This is a genomic window from Henriciella sp. (assembly GCF_029936995.1).
Taxonomy (GTDB): domain Bacteria; phylum Pseudomonadota; class Alphaproteobacteria; order Caulobacterales; family Hyphomonadaceae; genus Henriciella.
In genome coordinates this window covers 67,561-87,189 of sequence record NZ_JAPYRE010000006.1, presented here as the reverse complement: position 1 = coordinate 87,189, position 19,629 = coordinate 67,561, and the positions used below count along the sequence as shown (strand labels likewise).

Annotated in this window: 19 protein-coding genes; 13 read left to right on the top strand and 6 right to left on the bottom strand. The window is 59.1% G+C overall.

Annotated elements, in window-relative coordinates:
• Positions 1–115: 115 nt before the first annotated feature.
• The 6 genes from ectA to Q1K31_RS13525 all read left to right on the top strand — a co-directional run bounded on the left by ectA (position 116) and on the right by Q1K31_RS13525 (position 6,777).
• Positions 116–679, top strand: coding sequence for a diaminobutyrate acetyltransferase (gene ectA, locus Q1K31_RS13550; RefSeq protein ID WP_300380572.1), 564 nt, complete (start codon positions 116–118; stop codon positions 677–679).
• Positions 680–732: 53 nt separating this feature from the next.
• Complete coding sequence (gene ectB / locus Q1K31_RS13545) at positions 733–2,034, top strand: diaminobutyrate--2-oxoglutarate transaminase (protein ID WP_300380570.1); 1,302 nt, start codon at positions 733–735, stop codon at positions 2,032–2,034.
• A 5-nt stretch (positions 2,035–2,039) separates the two neighbouring features.
• Positions 2,040–2,426, top strand: coding sequence for an ectoine synthase (locus Q1K31_RS13540; RefSeq protein WP_300380567.1), 387 nt, complete (start codon positions 2,040–2,042; stop codon positions 2,424–2,426).
• Between the two features lie 90 nt (positions 2,427–2,516).
• On the top strand, positions 2,517–3,962 hold the full coding sequence (locus Q1K31_RS13535; RefSeq protein ID WP_300380564.1) for an aspartate kinase: 1,446 nt from the start codon (positions 2,517–2,519) through the stop codon (positions 3,960–3,962).
• Positions 3,962–5,305: an MFS transporter gene (locus tag Q1K31_RS13530; RefSeq protein ID WP_300380561.1), complete on the top strand. Its 1,344-nt coding sequence runs from the start codon at positions 3,962–3,964 to the stop codon at positions 5,303–5,305. The genes Q1K31_RS13535 and Q1K31_RS13530 overlap by 1 nt, the downstream gene beginning before the upstream one ends.
• Positions 5,302–6,777 carry a sodium/proline symporter gene (locus tag Q1K31_RS13525; RefSeq protein WP_300380558.1) on the top strand — a complete coding sequence of 492 codons (1,476 nt, stop codon included), beginning with the start codon at positions 5,302–5,304 and terminating at the stop codon, positions 6,775–6,777. The genes Q1K31_RS13530 and Q1K31_RS13525 overlap by 4 nt, the downstream gene beginning before the upstream one ends.
• Positions 6,778–6,848: 71 nt before the next feature.
• Here Q1K31_RS13525 and fghA read toward each other — a convergent pair whose 3' ends face one another.
• The 3 genes from fghA to Q1K31_RS13510 all read right to left on the bottom strand — a co-directional run bounded on the left by fghA (position 6,849) and on the right by Q1K31_RS13510 (position 8,550).
• Complete coding sequence (gene fghA / locus Q1K31_RS13520) at positions 6,849–7,688, bottom strand: S-formylglutathione hydrolase (RefSeq protein ID WP_300380556.1); 840 nt, start codon at positions 7,686–7,688, stop codon at positions 6,849–6,851.
• A 71-nt stretch (positions 7,689–7,759) separates the two neighbouring features.
• Positions 7,760–8,062, bottom strand: a complete 303-nt coding sequence (locus tag Q1K31_RS13515; protein WP_300380553.1) for a hypothetical protein — start codon at positions 8,060–8,062, stop codon at positions 7,760–7,762.
• Between the two features lie 167 nt (positions 8,063–8,229).
• Entirely contained in the window at positions 8,230–8,550 is a 321-nt protein-coding gene (locus Q1K31_RS13510; protein ID WP_300380550.1) for a hypothetical protein, read from the bottom strand.
• Positions 8,551–8,608: 58 nt separating this feature from the next.
• Here Q1K31_RS13510 and Q1K31_RS13505 point away from each other — a divergent pair, with 58 nt between their 5' ends.
• A complete protein-coding gene (locus Q1K31_RS13505; RefSeq protein WP_300380547.1) occupies positions 8,609–9,700 on the top strand; it encodes a glutathione S-transferase family protein in 1,092 nt (363 codons plus the stop codon).
• Here Q1K31_RS13505 and Q1K31_RS13500 read toward each other — a convergent pair.
• On the bottom strand, positions 9,697–10,806 hold the full coding sequence (locus tag Q1K31_RS13500) for an S-(hydroxymethyl)glutathione dehydrogenase/class III alcohol dehydrogenase (protein WP_300380544.1): 1,110 nt from the start codon (positions 10,804–10,806) through the stop codon (positions 9,697–9,699). The genes Q1K31_RS13505 and Q1K31_RS13500 overlap by 4 nt on opposite strands.
• Before the next feature lie 209 nt (positions 10,807–11,015).
• On the opposite strand from Q1K31_RS13500, the gene Q1K31_RS13495 reads away from it, so the two are divergent.
• Positions 11,016–11,888, top strand: coding sequence for a PRC-barrel domain-containing protein (locus Q1K31_RS13495; RefSeq protein WP_300380541.1), 873 nt, complete (start codon positions 11,016–11,018; stop codon positions 11,886–11,888).
• Positions 11,889–12,054: 166 nt separating this feature from the next.
• On the opposite strand, the gene Q1K31_RS13490 is transcribed toward Q1K31_RS13495, so the two are convergent.
• A complete protein-coding gene (locus tag Q1K31_RS13490; protein ID WP_300380538.1) occupies positions 12,055–12,675 on the bottom strand; it encodes a phospholipid-binding protein MlaC in 621 nt (206 codons plus the stop codon).
• A 4-nt stretch (positions 12,676–12,679) separates the two neighbouring features.
• Positions 12,680–13,468: a VacJ family lipoprotein gene (locus tag Q1K31_RS13485; protein ID WP_300380534.1), complete on the bottom strand. Its 789-nt coding sequence runs from the start codon at positions 13,466–13,468 to the stop codon at positions 12,680–12,682.
• Between the two features lie 161 nt (positions 13,469–13,629).
• On the opposite strand from Q1K31_RS13485, the gene Q1K31_RS13480 reads away from it, so the two are divergent.
• From Q1K31_RS13480 to metH, 5 genes are read left to right on the top strand one after another with little or no spacing between them, the layout of a single operon-like run.
• On the top strand, positions 13,630–14,607 hold the full coding sequence (locus Q1K31_RS13480) for a metalloregulator ArsR/SmtB family transcription factor (RefSeq protein ID WP_300380532.1): 978 nt from the start codon (positions 13,630–13,632) through the stop codon (positions 14,605–14,607).
• Positions 14,604–15,512, top strand: coding sequence for a methylenetetrahydrofolate reductase [NAD(P)H] (metF, locus tag Q1K31_RS13475; RefSeq protein WP_300380529.1), 909 nt, complete (start codon positions 14,604–14,606; stop codon positions 15,510–15,512). The genes Q1K31_RS13480 and metF overlap by 4 nt, the downstream gene beginning before the upstream one ends.
• Position 15,513: 1 nt before the next feature.
• On the top strand, positions 15,514–16,560 hold the full coding sequence (locus Q1K31_RS13470) for a homocysteine S-methyltransferase family protein (protein ID WP_300380526.1): 1,047 nt from the start codon (positions 15,514–15,516) through the stop codon (positions 16,558–16,560).
• Positions 16,557–16,988 (top strand): gamma-glutamylcyclotransferase, encoded by a 432-nt coding sequence (locus Q1K31_RS13465; protein ID WP_300380523.1) that lies wholly within the window; start codon positions 16,557–16,559, stop codon positions 16,986–16,988. The genes Q1K31_RS13470 and Q1K31_RS13465 overlap by 4 nt, the downstream gene beginning before the upstream one ends.
• The gene (gene metH, locus Q1K31_RS13460; RefSeq protein WP_300380521.1) at positions 16,985–19,627 is read left to right on the top strand and encodes a methionine synthase; all 2,643 of its coding nucleotides are present in this window, start codon (positions 16,985–16,987) and stop codon (positions 19,625–19,627) included. Before Q1K31_RS13465 ends, metH begins: the two co-directional genes overlap by 4 nt.
• Positions 19,628–19,629: the final 2 nt, after the last annotated feature.

The following is a 19,629-nucleotide window of genomic DNA, read 5'->3' as shown; positions in this document are numbered from 1 at the left end:
GACCTGACGTTCCTTCCAGTGCAGCTGACAAAGGCAATCCGGCTTCTACAGAAGACGGGTTGATCCTCACTGCGTCCTAATTAAATAGATCGTCAAACAAAATACAGGCAAGAGGATGAACACCATCACAGCCAAGACAGATACAGACAATGGGCAAATGCCCGGGTCCGGCCCGGGCAATGATGGCCTGTTTATCGGCGCGCCGGCGAGCGAAGATGGTGCCGCAGTTCACGATCTTATCGCAAATTGCCCGCCGCTCGACACCAATTCACTCTACATGAACCTGATTCAGACCACCCATTTCGATCAGACTTGTGCGCTTGCGCGCGAAGGTGATGAGGTTATCGGGTGGGTTTCGGGACATATTCCGCCGCAGGAGCCGGACGTCTTCTTCCTGTGGCAGGTTGCCGTCGGCGAAAAAGCCCGCGGCAAGCGTATTCCGAAGCGTCTCGTCGCGGATATTTTCTCCCGCGCAGCGTGCCGGAACGTCAAGTATCTCAAGACGACCATCACCCCCGATAACGATGCATCATGGGGCCTTTTCAAGAGTATTGCACGGTGGCTCGATGCCCCGCTCAATGAAAGCGATTTCTTTGACAAGGATCGCCACTTCAAAGGCCGCCACGATAGCGAAATTCTCGTAACAATCGGGCCATTTGAGCTACCAGATCAGGCTTGAGGCCTGTCTGACAGCAGTAGAATACCACACCAGACCAAACAGGAGCCGAACGCATGCCGTTCACAGACCCCAATCAGGAAGACATCTTCAAACGACGCGAGTCGCAAGTGCGCAGTTACTGCCGCAGCTTCGACACCGTCTTCGTGAAGGCCCAGGGCTCGGAAATGACCGATGCCGATGGCAAGACCTATATCGACTTTCTCGCCGGGTGCTCGACCCTCAATTACGGGCACAATGATCCGGACATGAAAGCCGCGCTGATCGAACACATCAGCCGTGATGGTGTTGCTCACGGCCTCGATATGTTTACCGACGCCAAAGCCGAATGGCTGGGCGCCTTTGAGGAAATCATCCTCAAGCCGCGCGGCATGGACAATTACAAGATCATGATGACCGGCCCGACCGGGACGAACTCGGTTGAAGCGGCGATGAAGCTCGCGCGCAAGATCACCGGCCGGAACAACATCATCGCTTTCACCAATGGCTTCCACGGCATGACGATGGGTGCCCTGTCGCTCACCGGCAATGCCGCCAAGCGTGGTGGTGCAGGCACGAATGGCGGCGGCCTCGGCGGTGTCACCCACCTGCCCTATGAGGGCGCTTTCGGTGACGATGTCGATACGCTCGAACAGATCGAGATGATGCTCAACAACCCGTCATCCGGTGTCGACGCACCTGCCGCCTTTATTTTCGAGCCCATTCAGGGCGAAGGTGGCCTGAATGCTGCATCCAATGAGTGGATGCAGGCTATCGCACGCCTTGCCAAGGAACATGGCGCCCTGCTGATTGTCGACGACATCCAGTCCGGCTGTGGCCGTTCGGGCACTTATTTTGCCTTCGAGGAAGCCGGCATCAAACCTGACCTCGTCACTCAGGCAAAATCACTGTCGGGCATGGGGCTTCCCTTCGCCGCGCTCCTCATCAAGGAAGAGCATGACGTCTGGAATCCAGCCGAACACAACGGCACATTCCGCGGCAACAACCACGCTTTCGTGACATCCAGGGTCGCTTTTGAGAAATTCTGGAAAGACGACAAGCTGAGCAAGGACGTCAAGGAAAAGGCCGACATCCTGACAGCCGCCCTGAAAGAGATTGTCGATCTGATCCCAGGGTCGCGCCTCAAGGGCCGCGGCATGATGCAGGGTGTCGATGTCGGCACCGGCGATCTTGCGGCGGACATTTGCAGCCGCGCCTTTGAAAAGGGCCTCATTATCGAGACCTCGGGCGCAGATGATGAAGTCGTGAAAATCCTTGCGCCGCTGACGACCCCGGTCGAGACGTTCCGCAAGGGCCTCGACATCCTGATCGAAGCGGCACGTGAAGCCGCGGCAAATACCAAGATCGCAGCGGAGTAAATTGCATGATTGTTCGTGACCTGAACGAGATCAAGAACACAGAACGGGCTGTCTCTGATGCCCAGTGGACCTCGTACCGGATGCTGCTGGCTGACGACAAGATGGGCTTCAGCTTCCACATCACCGTGCTTCAGGCCGGTTCCGAGCACACCTTTCATTACAAGAACCACTTCGAGAGTGTGTATTGCATGAAGGGCAAAGGCTCGATTACCGACCACGCCACGGGTGAGACACACGAGATCAAGCCGGGCGTCATGTACGGGCTGAACCTGCACGACAAGCATACGCTGCGTGCCGAGGAAGAGCTTCACATGGCCTGCTGCTTCAACCCGCCGGTCACCGGCAATGAAGTTCACCAGGCCGACGGCTCCTACGCCGCGCCTGATTCCTAAGAACTGAAATGGTGGCAGCCTGCCGGGTATTTACCGAGTGGCAGGCTGCTCCACTCAACCAGACCAGACCATCCAAGAGGGTTTACGAAAATGACCCATACTGTTGAAAAAATCGGCGGCACCTCCATCGCCAACACGGACGTCATCCTCGACAACGTCCTGGTGGCCGACCGCACGCCGGAAAACATGTACGATCGCATCATTGTCGTCTCGGCCTATGCGGGCATGACGAACATGCTTCTGGAGCACAAGAAGTCCGGAAAGCCTGGCGTCTACTCCCTGTTCGCCAGCGCCGAGAACAAATGGGAATGGAGCGAAGCGCTCACGGAACTTTCCAAAGCCATGCGGGAAAAGAATGCCGAGGTCTTCGGTGACCATCCCGACTGCAAGGTAGCGGACAATTTCGTGCTTGAGCGCGTCGAAGGCGTACGTAACTGCCTGATCGACCTTCACCGTCTCTGCTCATACGGCCAGTTCCGGCTCGACGAGCACCTGATGACCGTGCGTGAAATGCTCGCCGCCCTCGGTGAGGCCCACTCCGCACATAATACCGCCCTCCTGCTGCGCCAACGCGACATCAACTCGGTCTTCGTCGACCTGACCGGCTGGCGCGACGAGGAGAAGATGACGCTGGATGAGCGCATCGAGACTTCATTCCGCGGTGTCGACTTTTCGAAGGAGCTGCCGATCGTGACCGGCTATGCCAGTTGTCTCGAGGGCATGGTGAAACTGTATGACCGTGGCTACACCGAGGTGACTTTCTCGCGCATTGGCGCGCTGACCCAGGCAAGCGAAGCCATCATTCACAAGGAGTTTCACCTCTCCAGCGCTGACCCGAAGCTGGTCGGCGACGACAAGGTGCGCAAGATCGGCAAGACCAATTACGATGTTGCCGACCAGCTCTCGAACATGGGCATGGAAGCTGTTCACCCGAAAGCCGCCAAGGGTCTGCGTCAGGCTGGCATCCCGCTGCGCGTGAAAAACACATTCGACCCGACGGATGCCGGCACGATCATCCTCGAAGACTTCATGCCGGATGATCCACGTGCCGAGATCGTGACAGGCATTCCGAGCCTTTATGCCTTCGAGCTGTATGAACAGGATATGGTGGGCGTGAAAGGCTATGACGCAGAAGCTCTGAAAGCGCTAACCCGGCATAATGTCTGGATCGTGACCAAATGCTCGAACGCCAACACGATCACGCACTATGTCAGCGCCCCCCGCAAATCCCTGAAACGGGCCGCGGCCGACATTGAGGCCGTTTTCGAGAACGCCGAAGTCTCCATGCGCAAGGTGGCCATCGTCTCCGTTATCGGGGCGAACCTGAATCTTGACGGGCTGACAGCCCGCGCGACGACGGCTCTGTTCGAAAATAACGTGCGCCTTCTTGGCCTCCACCAGTTGACCCGCAACACGGATCTTCAGGCTATTGTCGCCGAAGAAGATTATGATGAGGCGGTCAAGGTGCTTCACAAGGCACTCGTGGAGGACCACGACGAAGGCAAGACTGAATCGGAAATCAGTGCCGCTGCCTGATGCCTTACGCGGCACCGGCAGAAACCACAGATTCCGGATTGCGGGAAACGCTCGGTCTATACCGTAACGTTCTCGCCATCGTGTCCGCCCTGACAGTACTTCAGGGCGCGGCAGCTGCCCTGTCCGTGATGATCGCGCTGAGCCTGCAGGCAGCCGGTGCATCCAACGCTGCGCTTGGTCTGGTAGCGGCGTGTTATGCCGGCGGTTTCCTCACCGGAGCCATTGCCTCGCCGAAGCAGATCTCACGGATTGGGCACATCCGCTCTTTCGCCTTCTTCGCAGCGCTCGCCATAATTGCGTCGCTCAGCTTTACGCTTGGGGTCAACATTTTCGGCTGGGCGCTTGTCCAGTCTGTTATCGGGGTCAGTACGTCCGCCCTGCTGACGGCAGGCGACAGCTGGATCACCGACAGCGCGCCGCCAGACAAACGTGGCGCCATTCTCGGTTTCTATCACGTTGTTTCAAGACTTGGCGTAATCGCCGGGCCTTTTGCCATTGTTGCGGGAGCGAATGGCCTGACAGGCTTTCTCATGGTTGCCGCCCTGTTCGCGCTGACCATCATGCCGATCACGGCAACCAACAAATCCCAACCCCAAATGATCGCGGGTACTCCTTTCGGGCCTCGCAAGATCCTGAAATATGCCCCCGCTGCGGCATTTGCGGCCTTCTGTGCCGGTGCGGTCAACAATGCAGTGGCACAACTCTACCCGGTTTTCGCAACTGCCGTCTCACCGACATCGGCAGCCGGTTTCACTGCCAATTTCAATGCCGCCATGCTCACAGGCGCGATGGTCGGTCTCTGGCCGGCTGGCTTCATATCAGACCGGATCGACCGACGTACCGTGATTGCCGGCACGGGAATCATCGGCGCACTGGCCGCCCTGGGCCTCGCCCTGCTCAGCCATACGGCCAACCCCATCATCATTCTTGCGCTTGGCTTTGCCTTTGGCATCGGTGCCATGTCCTACTACGCCGTTGCCGTTGCGCACGCAGCCGACCGGGCACGGGACGATCAGGCAACCTCAATGATGGCGGGCATTCTCGTCATCTGGGGCATCGGCTCTATTTTTGGCCCGCTGGCCGCCGGTTTCATCATGTCCGGCCCACTTGGGGCACCCGGACTTTTCGCCTTTTCGGGCGCAAGCCTTGCACTTCTGGCTGCAACCATGTTTACCCGGACAGTCAACAAACCGGCGACCTCGGATGAGGAGAAAGAGCCGTTCACGGCCACCCAGGCCACAAGTCTCGCCCTGTCGGAACTCGATCCGCGCAGCAGTGGGGGGGAGAATGAGCAGTTTGACCTGTTCCTGGCCTGGATGGCGTCATCAGAGGCCGATACATGATCATAGCCAGTTTTCTCGTCATTCTTGCCATCTTCCTTATTGTCGGGCTTGCCTCGGCACGTGTCGCAACAGGTGAGCGTAACGACTACTATCTCGCCGGGCAGAGCGTTTCGCCCTGGCTGACCGGTCTCTCGGCTGTCGCCACCAACAATTCCGGGTATCTCTTTATCGGTGTGATCGGCTACGGCTATGCCACCGGCCTGTCAGCGGTCTGGCTGATGTTCGGCTGGATCGTCGGGGACTTTCTGGGGTCGACCTTCATTCACAGACAGCTGCGCAAGGCGACAGGCGTTACCAACCAGGCTTCTTTCGCCTCAGTCCTGTCGAACTGGCACGGCGAGGATTTCGCGGTATGGCGCAGGCTCGCTGCCATTATCATGGTCGTTCTGCTCATTGTTTATGGCGCGGCACAGATCACTGCCGGTGCCAAGGCGCTGGAAGGGGTCTTTGAAGGCTTCAACTGGCGCTACGGCGCAATCGGGTCTGCCGTCATCATCCTGGCTTACTCGATCGCAGGCGGTATTCGCGCCTCCATCTGGACAGATGCGATCCAGTCCATCTCGATGCTGGTTGCTCTTTTCGCCCTGTTCTTCGTCGGCCTGCATGGTGCCGGGGGCATCGCCAGCATGATCGAGCAGTTGCGCCCTATGGATGACGGGACATTCCTGAACCTGTGGCCAGAGGACAATGAACTCCTCCTGACAAGTGCATTGGGGATATTCTTCTTCGTCCTCGGCTGGCTGTTTGCCGGCTTCTCGGTCGTGGGCCAGCCCCATATCATGGTCCGTTTCATGGCGCTCGACGATGACGCCAACATGCAGCGCACCCGCGTCTGGTATTACAGCTTCTTTGTGATCTTCTACATTCTCGCTGCCGGGCTCTCTCTGCTGGCCCGCGTGTACATGCCGGAACTGGGTGACATTGATGCAGAGCTTGCCCTGCCTCGCATGGCGGAAACCCTGCTGCCGGATGTCATGGTCGGGCTGATTCTGGCGGGAATTTTTGCCGCCACGATGTCGACTGCCGACTCTGTCGTACTGTCATGCTCGGCAGCAATTACACACGATCTGGTACCACAACGCCTCGAGCACCCGTGGCTCCTGAAAACGGCCACTGCGGCTGTGACGCTTCTGGCACTCTTCCTCGCGCTGCTCGACAATCAGAGCGTGTTCAGCCTTGTCATCATCGCATGGTCGGCCCTAGCTGCTGCCTTTGCACCACTGCTGAGCCTGTATGCGCTGAAGCGGCGCGTGAGTGAAATCACAGCGATTGGCCTGATGGTTCTGGGTATAGCGATTACACTTGTCTGGCGGTTCCAGCTGGGCTGGCATGGCGGCATTTATGAGGGCCTGCCAGGTATCGCCATACCGTTCATTCTCGGCTGGGCCCTCTCGCGCCCGGCAACTCCAGCCGAACGTCGGGCCAGTCCAATGGAAGAAGACAGCCCTGCAGCGGAACGCACGGTCGACTAGCAAACAGCAAAAAGCCCTCATGACCATACAGCATGAGGGCTTTTTTCTTGGTCAGGACGGTCTTTCCCTACCTATTCATCGGCATACAGCGCATTGGCGTGATGCATGATGTGATCATCCATGAAGGTGGCAATGAAATAGTATGAATGATCATAACCAGGGCGTAGCCGGATGGCGAGACTCTGGCCGGCCTCCCGGCAGGCCTCCTCGAACAGGCCGGGTTTTAGCTGTTCTTCGAGGAACTGGTCATCCTCGCCCTGGTCAATCAGGATGGTCGTGTCCACCTGCGCGCGTTTGACCAGCTCGCAGGCATCATACTCCGCCCAGGCAGCTTCGTCGCCACCAAGATAACCCTTGAAGGCCTTCTGGCCCCACGGCACCTGGCTCGGCGCGACGATCGGCGCAAAAGCCGACACACTGCGGAAATGGCCGGGGTTCTTCAGCGCCAGCGTCAGGGCACCATGCCCGCCCATGGAGTGCCCGAATATGGACTGGCGGCGCATGTCAGCAGCGAAATTGGAGCGGATCACGGAGGGCAGCTCCTCCATGATATACTGGTCCATCTTATAGTGCTTAGCCCACGGGTCCTCAGTGGCCGTCAGGTAAAAGCCTGCGCCCTGCCCGAAATCATAGGCCTCATCATCCGGAACATCCTTCCCGCGCGGGCTTGTATCCGGCGCGACGATCATCACGCCAAGCTCAGCCGCCTTGCGTTGAAGGCCGGACTTTTCCATGACGTTCGCCCAGGTGCAGGTCAGACCAGACAGATACCAGAGCACTGGCACAGGCTCTTCTTCGGCCTGTGGCGGTTCGAAGACAGCGAACCGCATGGTACATCCGAGCGTTTCGCTGTCATGATCATGGACGCTCAGGTCTCCGCCGAAGCAGGTCCATTCCGATACTGTCTGCAAATCATTACCTCGCTTTTGTAGCTGTTGGTTACCGGGTCTAACACACGGACCCGGCTTTGCCGCAAATCATCCTACCGGCTGCGGAGCTCACCGTTTTCCCAATAGGTATAGCCGGTGCGCGGATCGTAGGTGTAATAGCGCCGGGCGCGCTCATCATAATAGCGCTCACCGGCGTTGTAACGCCGGTCATCATAGCGTCCATCATCATAGCGCCGTTCCCCGTAACGATCACCATACCGGTTATTGTCATAGCGCCCGTCGCCATAGGCGGGCCCGGCAGCCGGCCCCTGAACGTGAGTCGGGGGCGGATTTGCAGCGCATGCGGCGATAGACATGGCCGAGACGGCTACAACGAATGCGGTTGTGAGTTTCATCGGAAACACTCCTTCCGTTCTGGTGCGCCAGCAGGAAGGACGTTGATGTCAGATCACCTGCAGGCCCGCACGTCGCATCGTTTTCTGGGTTTTCCAGAGTCAATGCGTGTGCATATGCCCTGCTGAACGTGGCAGTCGGGGTTGCGGTTCCCCGCAAAGGCGGCGGCTTACTCGCTGCGCAGCGTCTCTGCTTCCTGCGCCACAGTATCGGCGCGGGTGTCTGCCGAACACGGAATGACCCGTAACCCATAGGCAAATGGTTCCTCGCCAGGGCCCTGTTGGGCCTGGGTGCTGTGGACCTCGACATTCTTCTCGATCTTGAAGCCGATCTGGTCGCCGACATTGCAGGCCACATCGACGGCCTCTTCAACTGTTTCAGCCCAGACCTTCATCGACATGACGGACGGGCCGACAATGCCCTCGGGCACCTGGTGGCCTTCAACGGTATCGCCGCCGGCGACGAGTGAAAAATGCTTGAACTCGGACATGAAATCCCTTTCGTGCTGATCCCGGCACATAAGAACAGAAGAGGGAGATTGAAAGACGATGGCTGGATATACGCTCTATGGCTCCGAAGTCAGCTATTTCACGGGAAAGGCGCGCGCCTATCTGCGCTGGCGTAGCGTAGACTTCAGCGAAGAGCAGGCAACCCAGGACGTCTACCGCAATATCATCATGCCGAATGTCGGCTGGCCGGTAATCCCGGTCATGAAAGCACCGGATGGTGAGATAATACAGGACACCGCCGACATCATCGCCCATGTCGAGGCCGCTGAAGCCCGCACACCCCCTGTCAGGCCGGAGACACCGCTCCAGCGCTTTGTCTGCGAGCTCCTCCACCTCTATGCCGACGAGTGGCTGGTGATCCCGGCCATGCACTATCGCTGGACCTATAACGAAGACTGGGCCTATGGCGAATTCGGGGCCCTGTCTGCACCTGATCTTTCCCCGGACGCGCAATACGAGCTCGGCAAGAAAAACGGCGCCCGCTTCAAGGGCGCCCTGCCCGTGCTCGGCATCAGCCAAGCCACCATTCCCGGCATCGAAAAAAGCTACGAGGCCTTTCTTGCCGAGTTCACCGCCCATCTTGAGCAGTATCCCTTTGTCATGGGCGCGCGGCCGACACTGGCGGACTTCGCCTTCATCGGTCCACTCTATGCCCACCTCTACCGCGATCCGGCTTCCGGCAAGCTGATGAAACGCCTCGCACCAAAGGTCGCGGACTGGGTCGAGCGCGCACATGAAGGCCAGCGCGGTGATGGCACGCTACCTGAGGGTGACACTGTGCCCACAACACTCCGGCCCATCCTCGCGCGCCAGATGCGCGAGCAACTGCCCTCGCTCCAGACGATCAACGCCATGTTTGCCGACTGGGTCGCGCAGGCCAGCCCAGGCGAGCGTGTGCCGCGCGCCCTGGGCGATCTCGAGATCGACATTGAAGGCCACCGCGAAACCGCCAAGGCGCGCAGCTTCCAGCTCTGGCGGTTACAGGCGGCACTGGATATCTATGCCGGGATGGACGCCGAAACACGTGAGCGGGCCGATGCACTTCTGGACGAGACCGGCGGGGAAGCCCTGAAAACGTTCAAACTCCCCGCCCGTCTCAAGCGCGAAAACTGCCGGGTGGTGCTGGCTTAATAAACCACCACGCTCCGGATGCTCTCGCCGGAGTGCATCAGGTCGAACGCCTTGTTGATGTCCTCGAGTTTCAGGACATGGGTAATCATCGGGTCGATCTCGATCTTGCCCTTCATGTACCAGTCGACGATCTTCGGCACGTCCGTGCGCCCGCGTGCGCCGCCAAAGGCTGTGCCTTTCCAGACGCGGCCCGTGACCAGCTGGAAGGGGCGTGTGGCGATTTCCTTGCCCGCTTCGGCGACACCGATGATGATGCTCTCGCCCCAGCCGCGATGGGCGGACTCCAGCGCATCGCGCATGACATCGGTGTTGCCGGTACAGTCAAACGTATAGTCCCCGCCACCATCTGTCAGCTCGACGAGGTGGGAGACGAGATCGCCATCGATGTCCTTCGGATTGACGAAATGGGTCATGCCGAACTTGCGGCCCCATTCTTCCTTGTCCGGGTTGATGTCTACGCCGACGATCATGTCCGCCCCGACCATGCGGGCACCCTGGATGACATTCAGCCCGATGCCGCCGAGCCCGAACACGATGACATTCGAACCGGGGGTCACTTTCGCAGTATTGGTTACAGCGCCGACGCCCGTCGTCACCCCACACCCAACATAGCAGGTCTTGTCGAAGGGGGCGTCCGGATCGATCTTCGCAACCGCGATTTCCGGCAGGACGGTGAAGTTCGAAAAGGTCGAGCAGCCCATATAGTGATGGATCTTCTGGCCCTTGTAGGAAAACCGGCTCGTCCCGTCCGGCATCACACCCTTGCCCTGTGTCGCACGGATCGCGGTGCAGAGATTGGTCTTGCCCGATAGGCAGCTTTTGCACTGGCGGCATTCCGGTGTGTAGAGCGGGATCACATGGTCGCCCGGTTTCACATGGGACACGCCCCTGCCAACCTCGCGCACTATGCCTGCCCCCTCATGGCCAAGGACGGCCGGGAAATTGCCTTCCGAATCGAGCCCGTCCAGCGTGTAGGCATCGGTATGGCAGATACCGGTCGCCATGATTTCGACGAGCACTTCGCCATCCTTCGGGCCCTCAAGGTCCAGCTCCACGATCTCAAGCGGCTGTTCGGCTTCGAATGCGACGGCGGCACGGGTTTTCATGGGCGGGCTCCTTCATGGGTGCGGTAACAACAATAACAGCCCGAGGATGCCGATCCAGATGGGTCGCGGCAAGTCATTCCTGTGCCTGTCTGCACGCCTACACGGCTGACCAGCTTACAATTTTGTAAGGGCCGCTGTTTTTCGGGCAAGGGAACAGTCAGCCCACGGAATTCGTTTATGCCCCGTCATAGTTCAAAAGGAGACGTGATATGAAACCCCTTATGACGACAGCGGCCCTGTCTGCCCTCATGCTGGGTATGGCAGCGTGCTCGCAATCTTCCGACGATATCGCGATGAGCGATAATGAAGACAGCATGTCCGCAACAGAAGCCGAACAGACGACTGGCACCGATGAGATGGCAGAAGATGATGCCAACATGATGGATGCCGATACTGAAATGGCGGACGCTTCAACCGAAACGACCTATCTTGGGAGTTCAGAAATCAGCGCCGACAGCCTGATCGGGGCAGAAGTAATCGGCAGCGACGGTGAAAAGATCGCCAATGTCGAAGACCTGCTTGTCGATGCGTCCGGCCAGATCGATTCCCTCATTTTCCGCAGCGGCGAAGTAATTGACGTCGCGGGTGACAAGGGTGCCCTGGCTTACGATCAGGTCGACCTGACCATGAACGATGGCGAAGATCCACGCTTCACCGTCGCCATGTCTGACGAGGCCATCAACCAGGTTGCCGAATTCGAACAGGAAGGCCTGAACGATTACAGGCTGATCTCTGAAATGATCGGCACGACAGCGGATCTCTCGGGATCAGATGACAGCGCCCGGATTGAAGACGTCATTCTCGATTCTTCAGGCCGCATTCAGTATGCCGTCGTCACCGACCCGGCAGTCATGGATGAAATGCGCGTCATCGGCTTCGACCGGATTAGCGTCGATGGGAGCGACAATTCAAAAATCATGATCGACGCGACGGTCGATGAACTCAGCACCATGTCGCTGTTCGAGTATCAGGAGCGCATGAATGACGAGGATATGTCCACCGATGATATGGACATGACGCCTGACAGCTCGATGGAGAGTGATGCCGACATGGAAGATGATGATACTACATCACCGAAATAGGTGACGTATTCATCTCGATCAGCAATGGCCCCGCCTGTTCAGGCGGGGCCATTTTTTGCTGAATGTATCGAGGCCGTAACCGGCAGAAGACAGGCAATGGAGACATGGAAAACCCCGCAGGCAGATGGCCCACGGGGTTTATGCTTCATGCAAGGCAGGCTTCTGTCTATCGGCGCTCGGAAACCAGTTTCTGCGTCATGCTGTCGATCTTGTTGATTAGCGCATCAGCCGACCCGTTTGTCCGATCCAGCAGGGAGAGGAACTGGGCACGCTGCTCGATAGCCAACCAGATCAGATTGCCCTCTATGTCGAGCGCAACATCAACCACCTGGTATTCGCCATTCCGGTTCAGTACGCGCCAACGCACATTCATTTCCCTGCCGTCTGCCCGCGCGATCTTGGTATCGACGATCGAGTCGTTCGCAGTCCGGTCGGTGGAGCCTTCAATCGTGACTTCCTCGCCGCGATAGGCGTCGAGCTCGTTTTCATACACAGCAAGCGCATATGTCTTGAAAGCCTTCTGATAGCGACTGAGCTCTTCCTCACTGAAACGGTTCGCATATTTGCCGATCACGAAGCGCGAAACCGCATTGAGGTTTGCAAACTCCTCCATGTATCCGCTGAACAGCTCTGTGCGCTCCTGCTTGTTCAGGTCCGGATTGTTCAGGGAGTCGAGAACCTCGTTTGCATTCTCTTTGACGAAACTTTCCGTATCGGCATCAGCAAACGCTGCAGCTGGCAGCATCAGCGCCGCCGCCGCAGATATAATGGTGTTACGCAGTCTCATTGGATTATTCCTGTTTCTGGGCAGGCCCTGACTCTTCTACGGAGTCTTCATAATCATCGAAATCGGGCAAATCTTTGTAGGGATCGTCCTCAATTTCGCCATTTCGGACGGCCGCTCTCCTTTGGGAGGTGTATGTACGCCTCAGAGCGATATAGGGTTCCGGCTGTGACCTGAGTGTTTCAATTTGTTCATCAAGCCGCGCCCGTGTCGATATGGCGCCTATGATCGCCCGTCCGACCCCGATCTGGTCATCAAGGTCGGGATCTTCATATTCGATGTAGTTCAGTGGATCGAAAGCATTGTCCACGCCAAGCCCGAACGTGTCGCGCAGATTACTCGGCCCCATGAGCGGCAGTATCAGGAACGGGCCTTCATCGACGCCCCAGACGCCAAGCGTCTGCCCGAAATCTTCATCGTGTTCCGCAACACCCAGGGTGGAGGCGACATCGAAGACACCTGCAACCCCGGCTGTCGAGTTGATCAGGAACCGGCCGAATGTCTCTCCGGACGCATTCGCATTCCCCTGAAGGATCGTATTCGCGAAGACGACAGGCTGGCGCAGATTGGTCAGGAAATTATGCACACCTTCCCGGAAGAAACCCGGCGTCGCGACACGGTAGGCATCCGCAACCGGGCCGATAGCCGCCTTGTCCACAGTTTCATTGAACTGGTAGACGCCGCGGTTCCAGCCCTCCCATGGATCATAGACTTCAGAAGAGTTCGCCTGTGTCTCCGTCGTCGCACACGCAGAAAGCGTTAGCGCCGCAATGAGGGCTGGTACTGCAAGTCTCATGGCTGGGTCCCGTTTCTAGCAACGCGATATGTGAAGACGGCGCTGCGCTTTCAATACTTAAAATCATGCAATGAAGCGCCGTACCAATCAGGAGTGGATTTGGCGCAACACTTCAAGATCAGCATGTTGCAATACATATAAATGGATGTTTATATGATAATATGAGCGTTTCAGCCGATATTGCCATTGATGCCTTGCGCGCTGCCGGGGAACCGACACGCCTGCGCATTCTCGCGCTTCTTCGCCATGGTGAACTGGCCGTAGGCGAGCTTGTCACCGTGCTCGGACAGAGCCAGCCACGGCTATCGCACCACCTCAAGGCGCTGACATCGGCTGGCCTGACCGAACGCCTGCCGGAAGGCGCTCGCGTTTTCTATCGCCCGCCGGCAAACGGCTGGGCAAATGCCCTGCTGGAGAGCCTGTTCACGCAGATAGACCTGGAACAGGGTGACTTCCCGGTAGATCTTGAACGCCTTGAAGCTGTCCGCCGGTCTCGCCAGGCTGCGGCGGAAAATTATTTCAGCTCGATTGCTCCTGACTGGGACCGCATCAGGGCGATGCACTATCCCGACAACCTCATTGAGGCAGCCATACTCAAGCTCGCCGGAACAGGCCCGTTCCGCCGCGTTGTTGACCTTGGCACAGGCACCGGCCGGATGCTGACCCTGCTGGGGCAGAAGGCTGGCGAGGCTGAAGGGCTCGACCTGTCACACCAGATGCTGGCGCTGGCCCGCTCGAACCTGTCAGACGCAGGCCTGACGAGCGCACGCGTACGGCAGGGCGATGCAACAGCTACGCCCTTCCCTTCGGCGAGCGCCGACATCGTCATTGTGCACCAGGTGCTCCACTATCTCGAAGAGCCCGAGCGCGTCCTTTCCGAAGCTGGACGCATCCTCGAGCCAGGTGGCCAACTTATCGTGGTTGACTTCGCGCAGCATGATCACGAGTTCATGCGCGAGGAATTCGGCCACCATCGCCTCGGGATTCGACACGACAACATGAAAGCCTGGGCGACACGCGCAGGTCTGGATCTTGATGATCCTACCCGTTTCGACCCACCGAAAGAATTGGAAACCGGGATTGCTGTCCTGATCTGGACCGCCCGCAAACCCGCAAGTAAAAAGGACGTAGCTGCATGAGCGACCTTTCAGTTGCCACACGACAGACTGAAGATACCCCATCGGTATCCTTCGAATTTTTCCCGCCGAAGAATGAGAAGATGAACGACAAGCTCTGGGAGTGCGTAAAGCGCCTCGAGCCCATGTCGCCTCATTTTGTTTCGGTGACCTATGGGGCTGGCGGGTCCACCCGCACACGCACCCATGAGACAGTCAGCCGTATCGCCAGCGACACAAGCCTCACGCCGGCAGCTCACCTGACCTGTGTGGGCGCACCGAGTGACGAGGTGATACAGACCGCCGAGGACTATTACGAAGCGGGCGTGCGTCACATCGTGGCCCTGCGCGGCGACGCTCCGCAGGATAAGGACTTCGAGGAGCCAGAGGGACGCTATACCTGCGTTACCGACCTCATTTCCGACCTGCGCGCCCACCGTCCGGAGCTTGGAAAAGCCTTCGAGATTTCGGTTGCCTGCTATCCAGAGCCGCACCCGGACAGTCGGGGCTGGGAAGCTGACCTTGCCCACCTCAAGGCCAAGCAGGACGCCGGCGCTGACCGAGCGATCACCCAGTTCTTCTTCGAACCGGACGTCTATTTCGAATTCGTCGACAAGGCCCGCGCGGCCGGGATCACCATTCCCCTGGTTCCCGGCATCATGCTTCAGCCCAATTTCAACGGTCTGAAGAAGTTCGCCAAAATGTGCGGCGCCGACCTGCCCGACTGGCTGCACAAGCTCTATGACGGGCTCGACGATGACCCGGATACGCGCGATCTGGTGACCGCCAATGTCGCCGCAGAGCTCTGCCACAAGCTCTCCGATGGCGGGGTCAACCAGTTCCACTTCTACACGCTCAACAAGGCCAACCTGGCCCTGTCGACATGCCACCTTCTCGGCATGAAACCCGCACCTGCGGAGGCTGCCTGATATGAACAGACAAGACCGTATTTCCGCCCTCGAAGAAGAGGCGAAGAACCGTATCCTGATCCTCGACGGCGCCATGGGCACCATGCTCCAGAAGTATGACTTCTCCGAAGAGCAGTTCCGTGGCGACCGCTTCAGCGACTGGGACTCCCCGGTAAAAGGCAACAATGACCTTCTCAACCTGACCCAGCCGGACGCCGTGACAGAAGTGCATGAACAGTTCATCGCGGCAGGGGCCGACTTCATCGAGACGAACACGTTCAGCGCGACCGTCATCGCCCAGGCCGACTACAACATGGAAGACCTCGCTCCGGAGATCGCAGAAGAAGGCGTGAAGTGCGCGCGCAAGGCAGCCGACAAGGCCGACCGGCCTGTCGCCGTGCTCGGCGCTATCGGGCCGACAAACAAGACGCTGTCGCTCTCCCCGGACGTGAACAATCCCGGCTACCGGGAAGTCACCTTCGATGATGTGCGCGAAGCCTATCTCCAGCAGGCCCGTGCTATGGCACCGCATATCGACTTCTTCCTGATCGAGACGATCTTTGACACGCTCAACGCCAAGGCGGCCATCAAGGCGCTGCTGGACCTCAAGGCAGAGACCGGCGAGGACATCCCGATCATCATTTCCGGCACGATTACGGACGCCTCGGGCCGCACGCTATCCGGCCAGACGGCCGAAGCCTTCTGGCATTCTGTCCGCCATGCCGAGCCCTGGGCGGTCGGCCTGAACTGTGCGCTCGGTGCCAAGCTGATGCGCCCGCACATCAATGCGATCTCCAAGACGGCCAATACGCGTGTCATCTCCTATCCGAATGCCGGCCTGCCGAACGAGTTCGGCGAGTATGACGAGACGCCGGAACAGACCGCCGAACAGCTCGAGGAATGGGCCAAGAGCGGACTGGTCAATGTTCTGGGGGGCTGCTGCGGCACGACCCCGCCCCACATCGAGGCGATCAAACAGGCCACGGTTGGCAAGACGCCACGGGAAATCCCGCAGCCGGAAACGGCCATGCGACTATCCGGGCTGGAGCCCTTCCTGCTGGCATCATGATCGCACCGCCTGTCTCCTCCGGTGATCATTTCGTCTTCTACGGCCTCCTGAAACAGGGGGCCGCGGGTGCGCCTGCGCATCTGGACTTCCCGGCTCACGGTGAATTTCTCGGTCCCTGCCAGTTCAGGGGCCGGATGCTCGACCTGGGCGGCTTTCCAGGCGTGGTGCCGGGCGAGGACACCTGTCGCGGCGTGCTCTACCGCCTCGATACGCAGAGCCTCGCAAGCGAGATGGACGCCTTCGAGAGCATCACACCGGACGATCCGGCAGGCTCGCTGTACAGGCGCGAGACAACAGACCTAATCGACACATCGGGCCAGCCCACGGGCAGGACGGCCTGGATCTACATCTATAATCAGAACTCAGACGGCTACCCTGTCCTTGAAGACGGCAACTGGCCCCTTGAGAAAGGACGCCCACGCATATGACCGAGAACAACGCCTCAAACGTTTTCATCAATATCGGCGAGCGGACAAACGTCACCGGCTCGGCGAAATTCCGCAACCTCATCAAGGCGGGAGATTATGACACTGCCGTCGATGTTGCCCGCCAGCAGGTCGAGAATGGCGCGCAGATCATCGACGTGAACATGGATGAGGGCATGCTGGACGGCGTCGATGCGATGACGACCTTCCTCAACCTCATCGCCGCCGAGCCCGATATTGCCCGTGTTCCCATCATGATCGACTCCTCGAAATGGGAAGTGATCGAAGCTGGCCTCAAATGCGTACAGGGCAAGGCCATCGTGAACTCCATCTCTCTGAAGGAAGGCGAGGAGCAGTTCCTCGAACAGGCCGAGAAGGTCATGGCCTACGGCGCGGCCACAGTTGTCATGGCGTTTGACGAGGTCGGCCAGGCCGATACCGCAGACCGCAAGTACGAGATCTGCGAACGCGCCTACAAACTGCTGACTGAGAAGATCGGCTTCCCGCCGGAAGACATCATCTTCGATGCCAATATCTTCGCTGTCGCGACCGGTATCGAGGAGCACAACAATTACGCGGTCGACTTTATCGAGGCCTGCGAGCGCATCCGCAAGAACCTGCCGCACTGCCACATGTCCGGCGGTCTCTCGAATGTGTCCTTCTCCTTCCGCGGCAATGAGATCGTGCGCCGGGCCATGCACTCGGTGTTCCTCTATCACGCCATTCCGGCCGGGCTCGACATGGCGATCGTCAATGCCGGCCAGCTCGACATCTATGACAATATCGACCCGGAGCTGCGCGAGGCCGTCGAGGATGTGATCCTCAACCGCCGCGATGACGCGACCGAGCGCCTGCTCGATCTGGCCGAGCAGTATCGCGGCCAGAAGGGCGAGGTCAAAAAGAAGGATATGAGCTGGCGCGAGCAGCCGGTCGAAAAACGTCTCGAACATGCGCTCGTCCACGGCATTACAGAGTTCGTTGTCGAGGATACCGAGGAATGCCGCCAGCGCGCCGAGCGTCCGCTGCACGTCATTGAAGGCCCGCTCATGGACGGCATGAACGTCGTCGGTGACCTGTTCGGTGCCGGCAAGATGTTCCTGCCGCAGGTGGTCAAGTCCGCCCGCGTCATGAAAGCCGCCGTCGCCCACCTCACCCCCTTCATCGAGGAGGAGCAGAAGGAGCTCGGCCTCGACAAGGTTTCCAATGGCAAGGTCGTGCTCGCCACCGTGAAGGGCGATGTCCACGACATCGGCAAGAACATCGTGTCGGTGGTTCTGTCCTGTAACGGCTATGACATCATCGACCTCGGCGTCATGGTCCCGGCCGAGAAGATTCTCGAGACCGCCATCGAGGAAAATGCCGACATGATCGGCCTGTCCGGCCTGATCACACCATCGCTTGATGAAATGGTCTTCGTGGCTGCCGAGATGGAGCGCCAGAACATCCACCTGCCGCTGCTGATCGGCGGGGCGACAACTTCGCCGGCCCACACCGCGGTCAAGATTGACCCGGTCTTCCCCTCCTCGCCTGTTATTCACGTTACCGATGCCAGCCGTGCCGTCGGCGTGGTCTCAGCCATGATGAACGATGAAGAACGCGAGACGATGTGGGGCACGACCAAGGCGCGCTATGACCGCATCCGCGAGAGCCGCTCAGGCGGCCCGCCGACCCCGCGCCTGCCGATCGGGGAAGCGCGTGAGAAGGGCTTCAAGACCGAGGAGGCTTCAGCAGCGGCACCGAGCTTCACCGGCGTGCAGACCTTCGAGGGCATCGATCTCTCCGAACTGCGCGACTATATCGACTGGACACCCTATTTCGCGAGCTGGGATCTTGCAGGCAAGTTCCCGAACATCCTCGAAGACGAGAAGGTCGGCGAGGCTGCAAGCGATCTCTGGCGCGACACCCAGACCATGCTCCAGCGCCTGCTTGGCGAGCAGTGGTTCTCGCCCAAGGCCGTGATCGGCTTCTGGGAGGCAAAGCGCGACGGCGATGACATCAAGCTGTCGACCGGCGACACCTTCTACACGCTGCGCCAGCAGATGGTGAAGAATAATGAGAAGCCGAACTTTGCGCTGGCCGACTTCCTCTCCCCGCATGGCGACCATATCGGCGCATTTTGTGTGACCTCGGGGTCCGAAGCCGACGAAATCTCGAAGAAGTTCAAGGAAGACGGCGACGACTATTCCGCCATCATGGTGCAGGCCCTGGCCGACCGTTTCGCCGAGGCGATGGCAGAATACATGCACGAGAAGGTCCGCAAGGAGCTCTGGGGCTATGCCGCCGATGAGGGGCTCGATAATGACGAGCTCATCAAGGAGAAGTATCAGGGCATCCGGCCCGCCCCGGGCTATCCCGCCCAGCCGGACCACACCGAGAAGGAGCTTCTCTTCAAGCTGCTTGAAGCCGAGGAGCGCATCGGCGTGTCGCTGACGACCAGCTTCGCAATGAGCCCGGCTCCGTCCGTCTCGGGCCTCTATTTCGCCCACCCGGACAGCGCCTATTTCGCTGTTGGCCGCATCGAGCGTGACCAGGTCGAGGATTATGCCAGGCGCAAGGGGTGGGAGACCCGCGTCGCCGAGCGCTGGCTCGCCCCCATCCTCAACTACGACCCGTATGCGCAGGCAGGCGACGAAGCGGCGTGATG

Coding starts and splice junctions, on each gene's coding strand:
- Q1K31_RS13505 (WP_300380547.1), top strand. CDS start 8,609: ATGGCTGGATATACGCTCTATGGCTCCGAAGTCAGCTATTTCACGGGA.
- Q1K31_RS13535 (WP_300380564.1), top strand. CDS start 2,517: ATGACCCATACTGTTGAAAAAATCGGCGGCACCTCCATCGCCAACACG.
- Q1K31_RS13470 (WP_300380526.1), top strand. CDS start 15,514: ATGAACAGACAAGACCGTATTTCCGCCCTCGAAGAAGAGGCGAAGAAC.
- ectB (WP_300380570.1), top strand. CDS start 733: ATGCCGTTCACAGACCCCAATCAGGAAGACATCTTCAAACGACGCGAG.
- Q1K31_RS13540 (WP_300380567.1), top strand. CDS start 2,040: ATGATTGTTCGTGACCTGAACGAGATCAAGAACACAGAACGGGCTGTC.
- Q1K31_RS13525 (WP_300380558.1), top strand. CDS start 5,302: ATGATCATAGCCAGTTTTCTCGTCATTCTTGCCATCTTCCTTATTGTC.
- Q1K31_RS13510 (WP_300380550.1), bottom strand. CDS start 8,550: ATGTCCGAGTTCAAGCATTTTTCACTCGTCGCCGGCGGCGATACCGTT.
- metH (WP_300380521.1), top strand. CDS start 16,985: ATGACCGAGAACAACGCCTCAAACGTTTTCATCAATATCGGCGAGCGG.
- Q1K31_RS13490 (WP_300380538.1), bottom strand. CDS start 12,675: ATGAGACTGCGTAACACCATTATATCTGCGGCGGCGGCGCTGATGCTG.
- metF (WP_300380529.1), top strand. CDS start 14,604: ATGAGCGACCTTTCAGTTGCCACACGACAGACTGAAGATACCCCATCG.
- ectA (WP_300380572.1), top strand. CDS start 116: ATGAACACCATCACAGCCAAGACAGATACAGACAATGGGCAAATGCCC.
- Q1K31_RS13465 (WP_300380523.1), top strand. CDS start 16,557: ATGATCGCACCGCCTGTCTCCTCCGGTGATCATTTCGTCTTCTACGGC.
- Q1K31_RS13480 (WP_300380532.1), top strand. CDS start 13,630: ATGAGCGTTTCAGCCGATATTGCCATTGATGCCTTGCGCGCTGCCGGG.
- Q1K31_RS13500 (WP_300380544.1), bottom strand. CDS start 10,806: ATGAAAACCCGTGCCGCCGTCGCATTCGAAGCCGAACAGCCGCTTGAG.
- Q1K31_RS13495 (WP_300380541.1), top strand. CDS start 11,016: ATGAAACCCCTTATGACGACAGCGGCCCTGTCTGCCCTCATGCTGGGT.
- Q1K31_RS13515 (WP_300380553.1), bottom strand. CDS start 8,062: ATGAAACTCACAACCGCATTCGTTGTAGCCGTCTCGGCCATGTCTATC.
- Q1K31_RS13485 (WP_300380534.1), bottom strand. CDS start 13,468: ATGAGACTTGCAGTACCAGCCCTCATTGCGGCGCTAACGCTTTCTGCG.
- Q1K31_RS13530 (WP_300380561.1), top strand. CDS start 3,962: ATGCCTTACGCGGCACCGGCAGAAACCACAGATTCCGGATTGCGGGAA.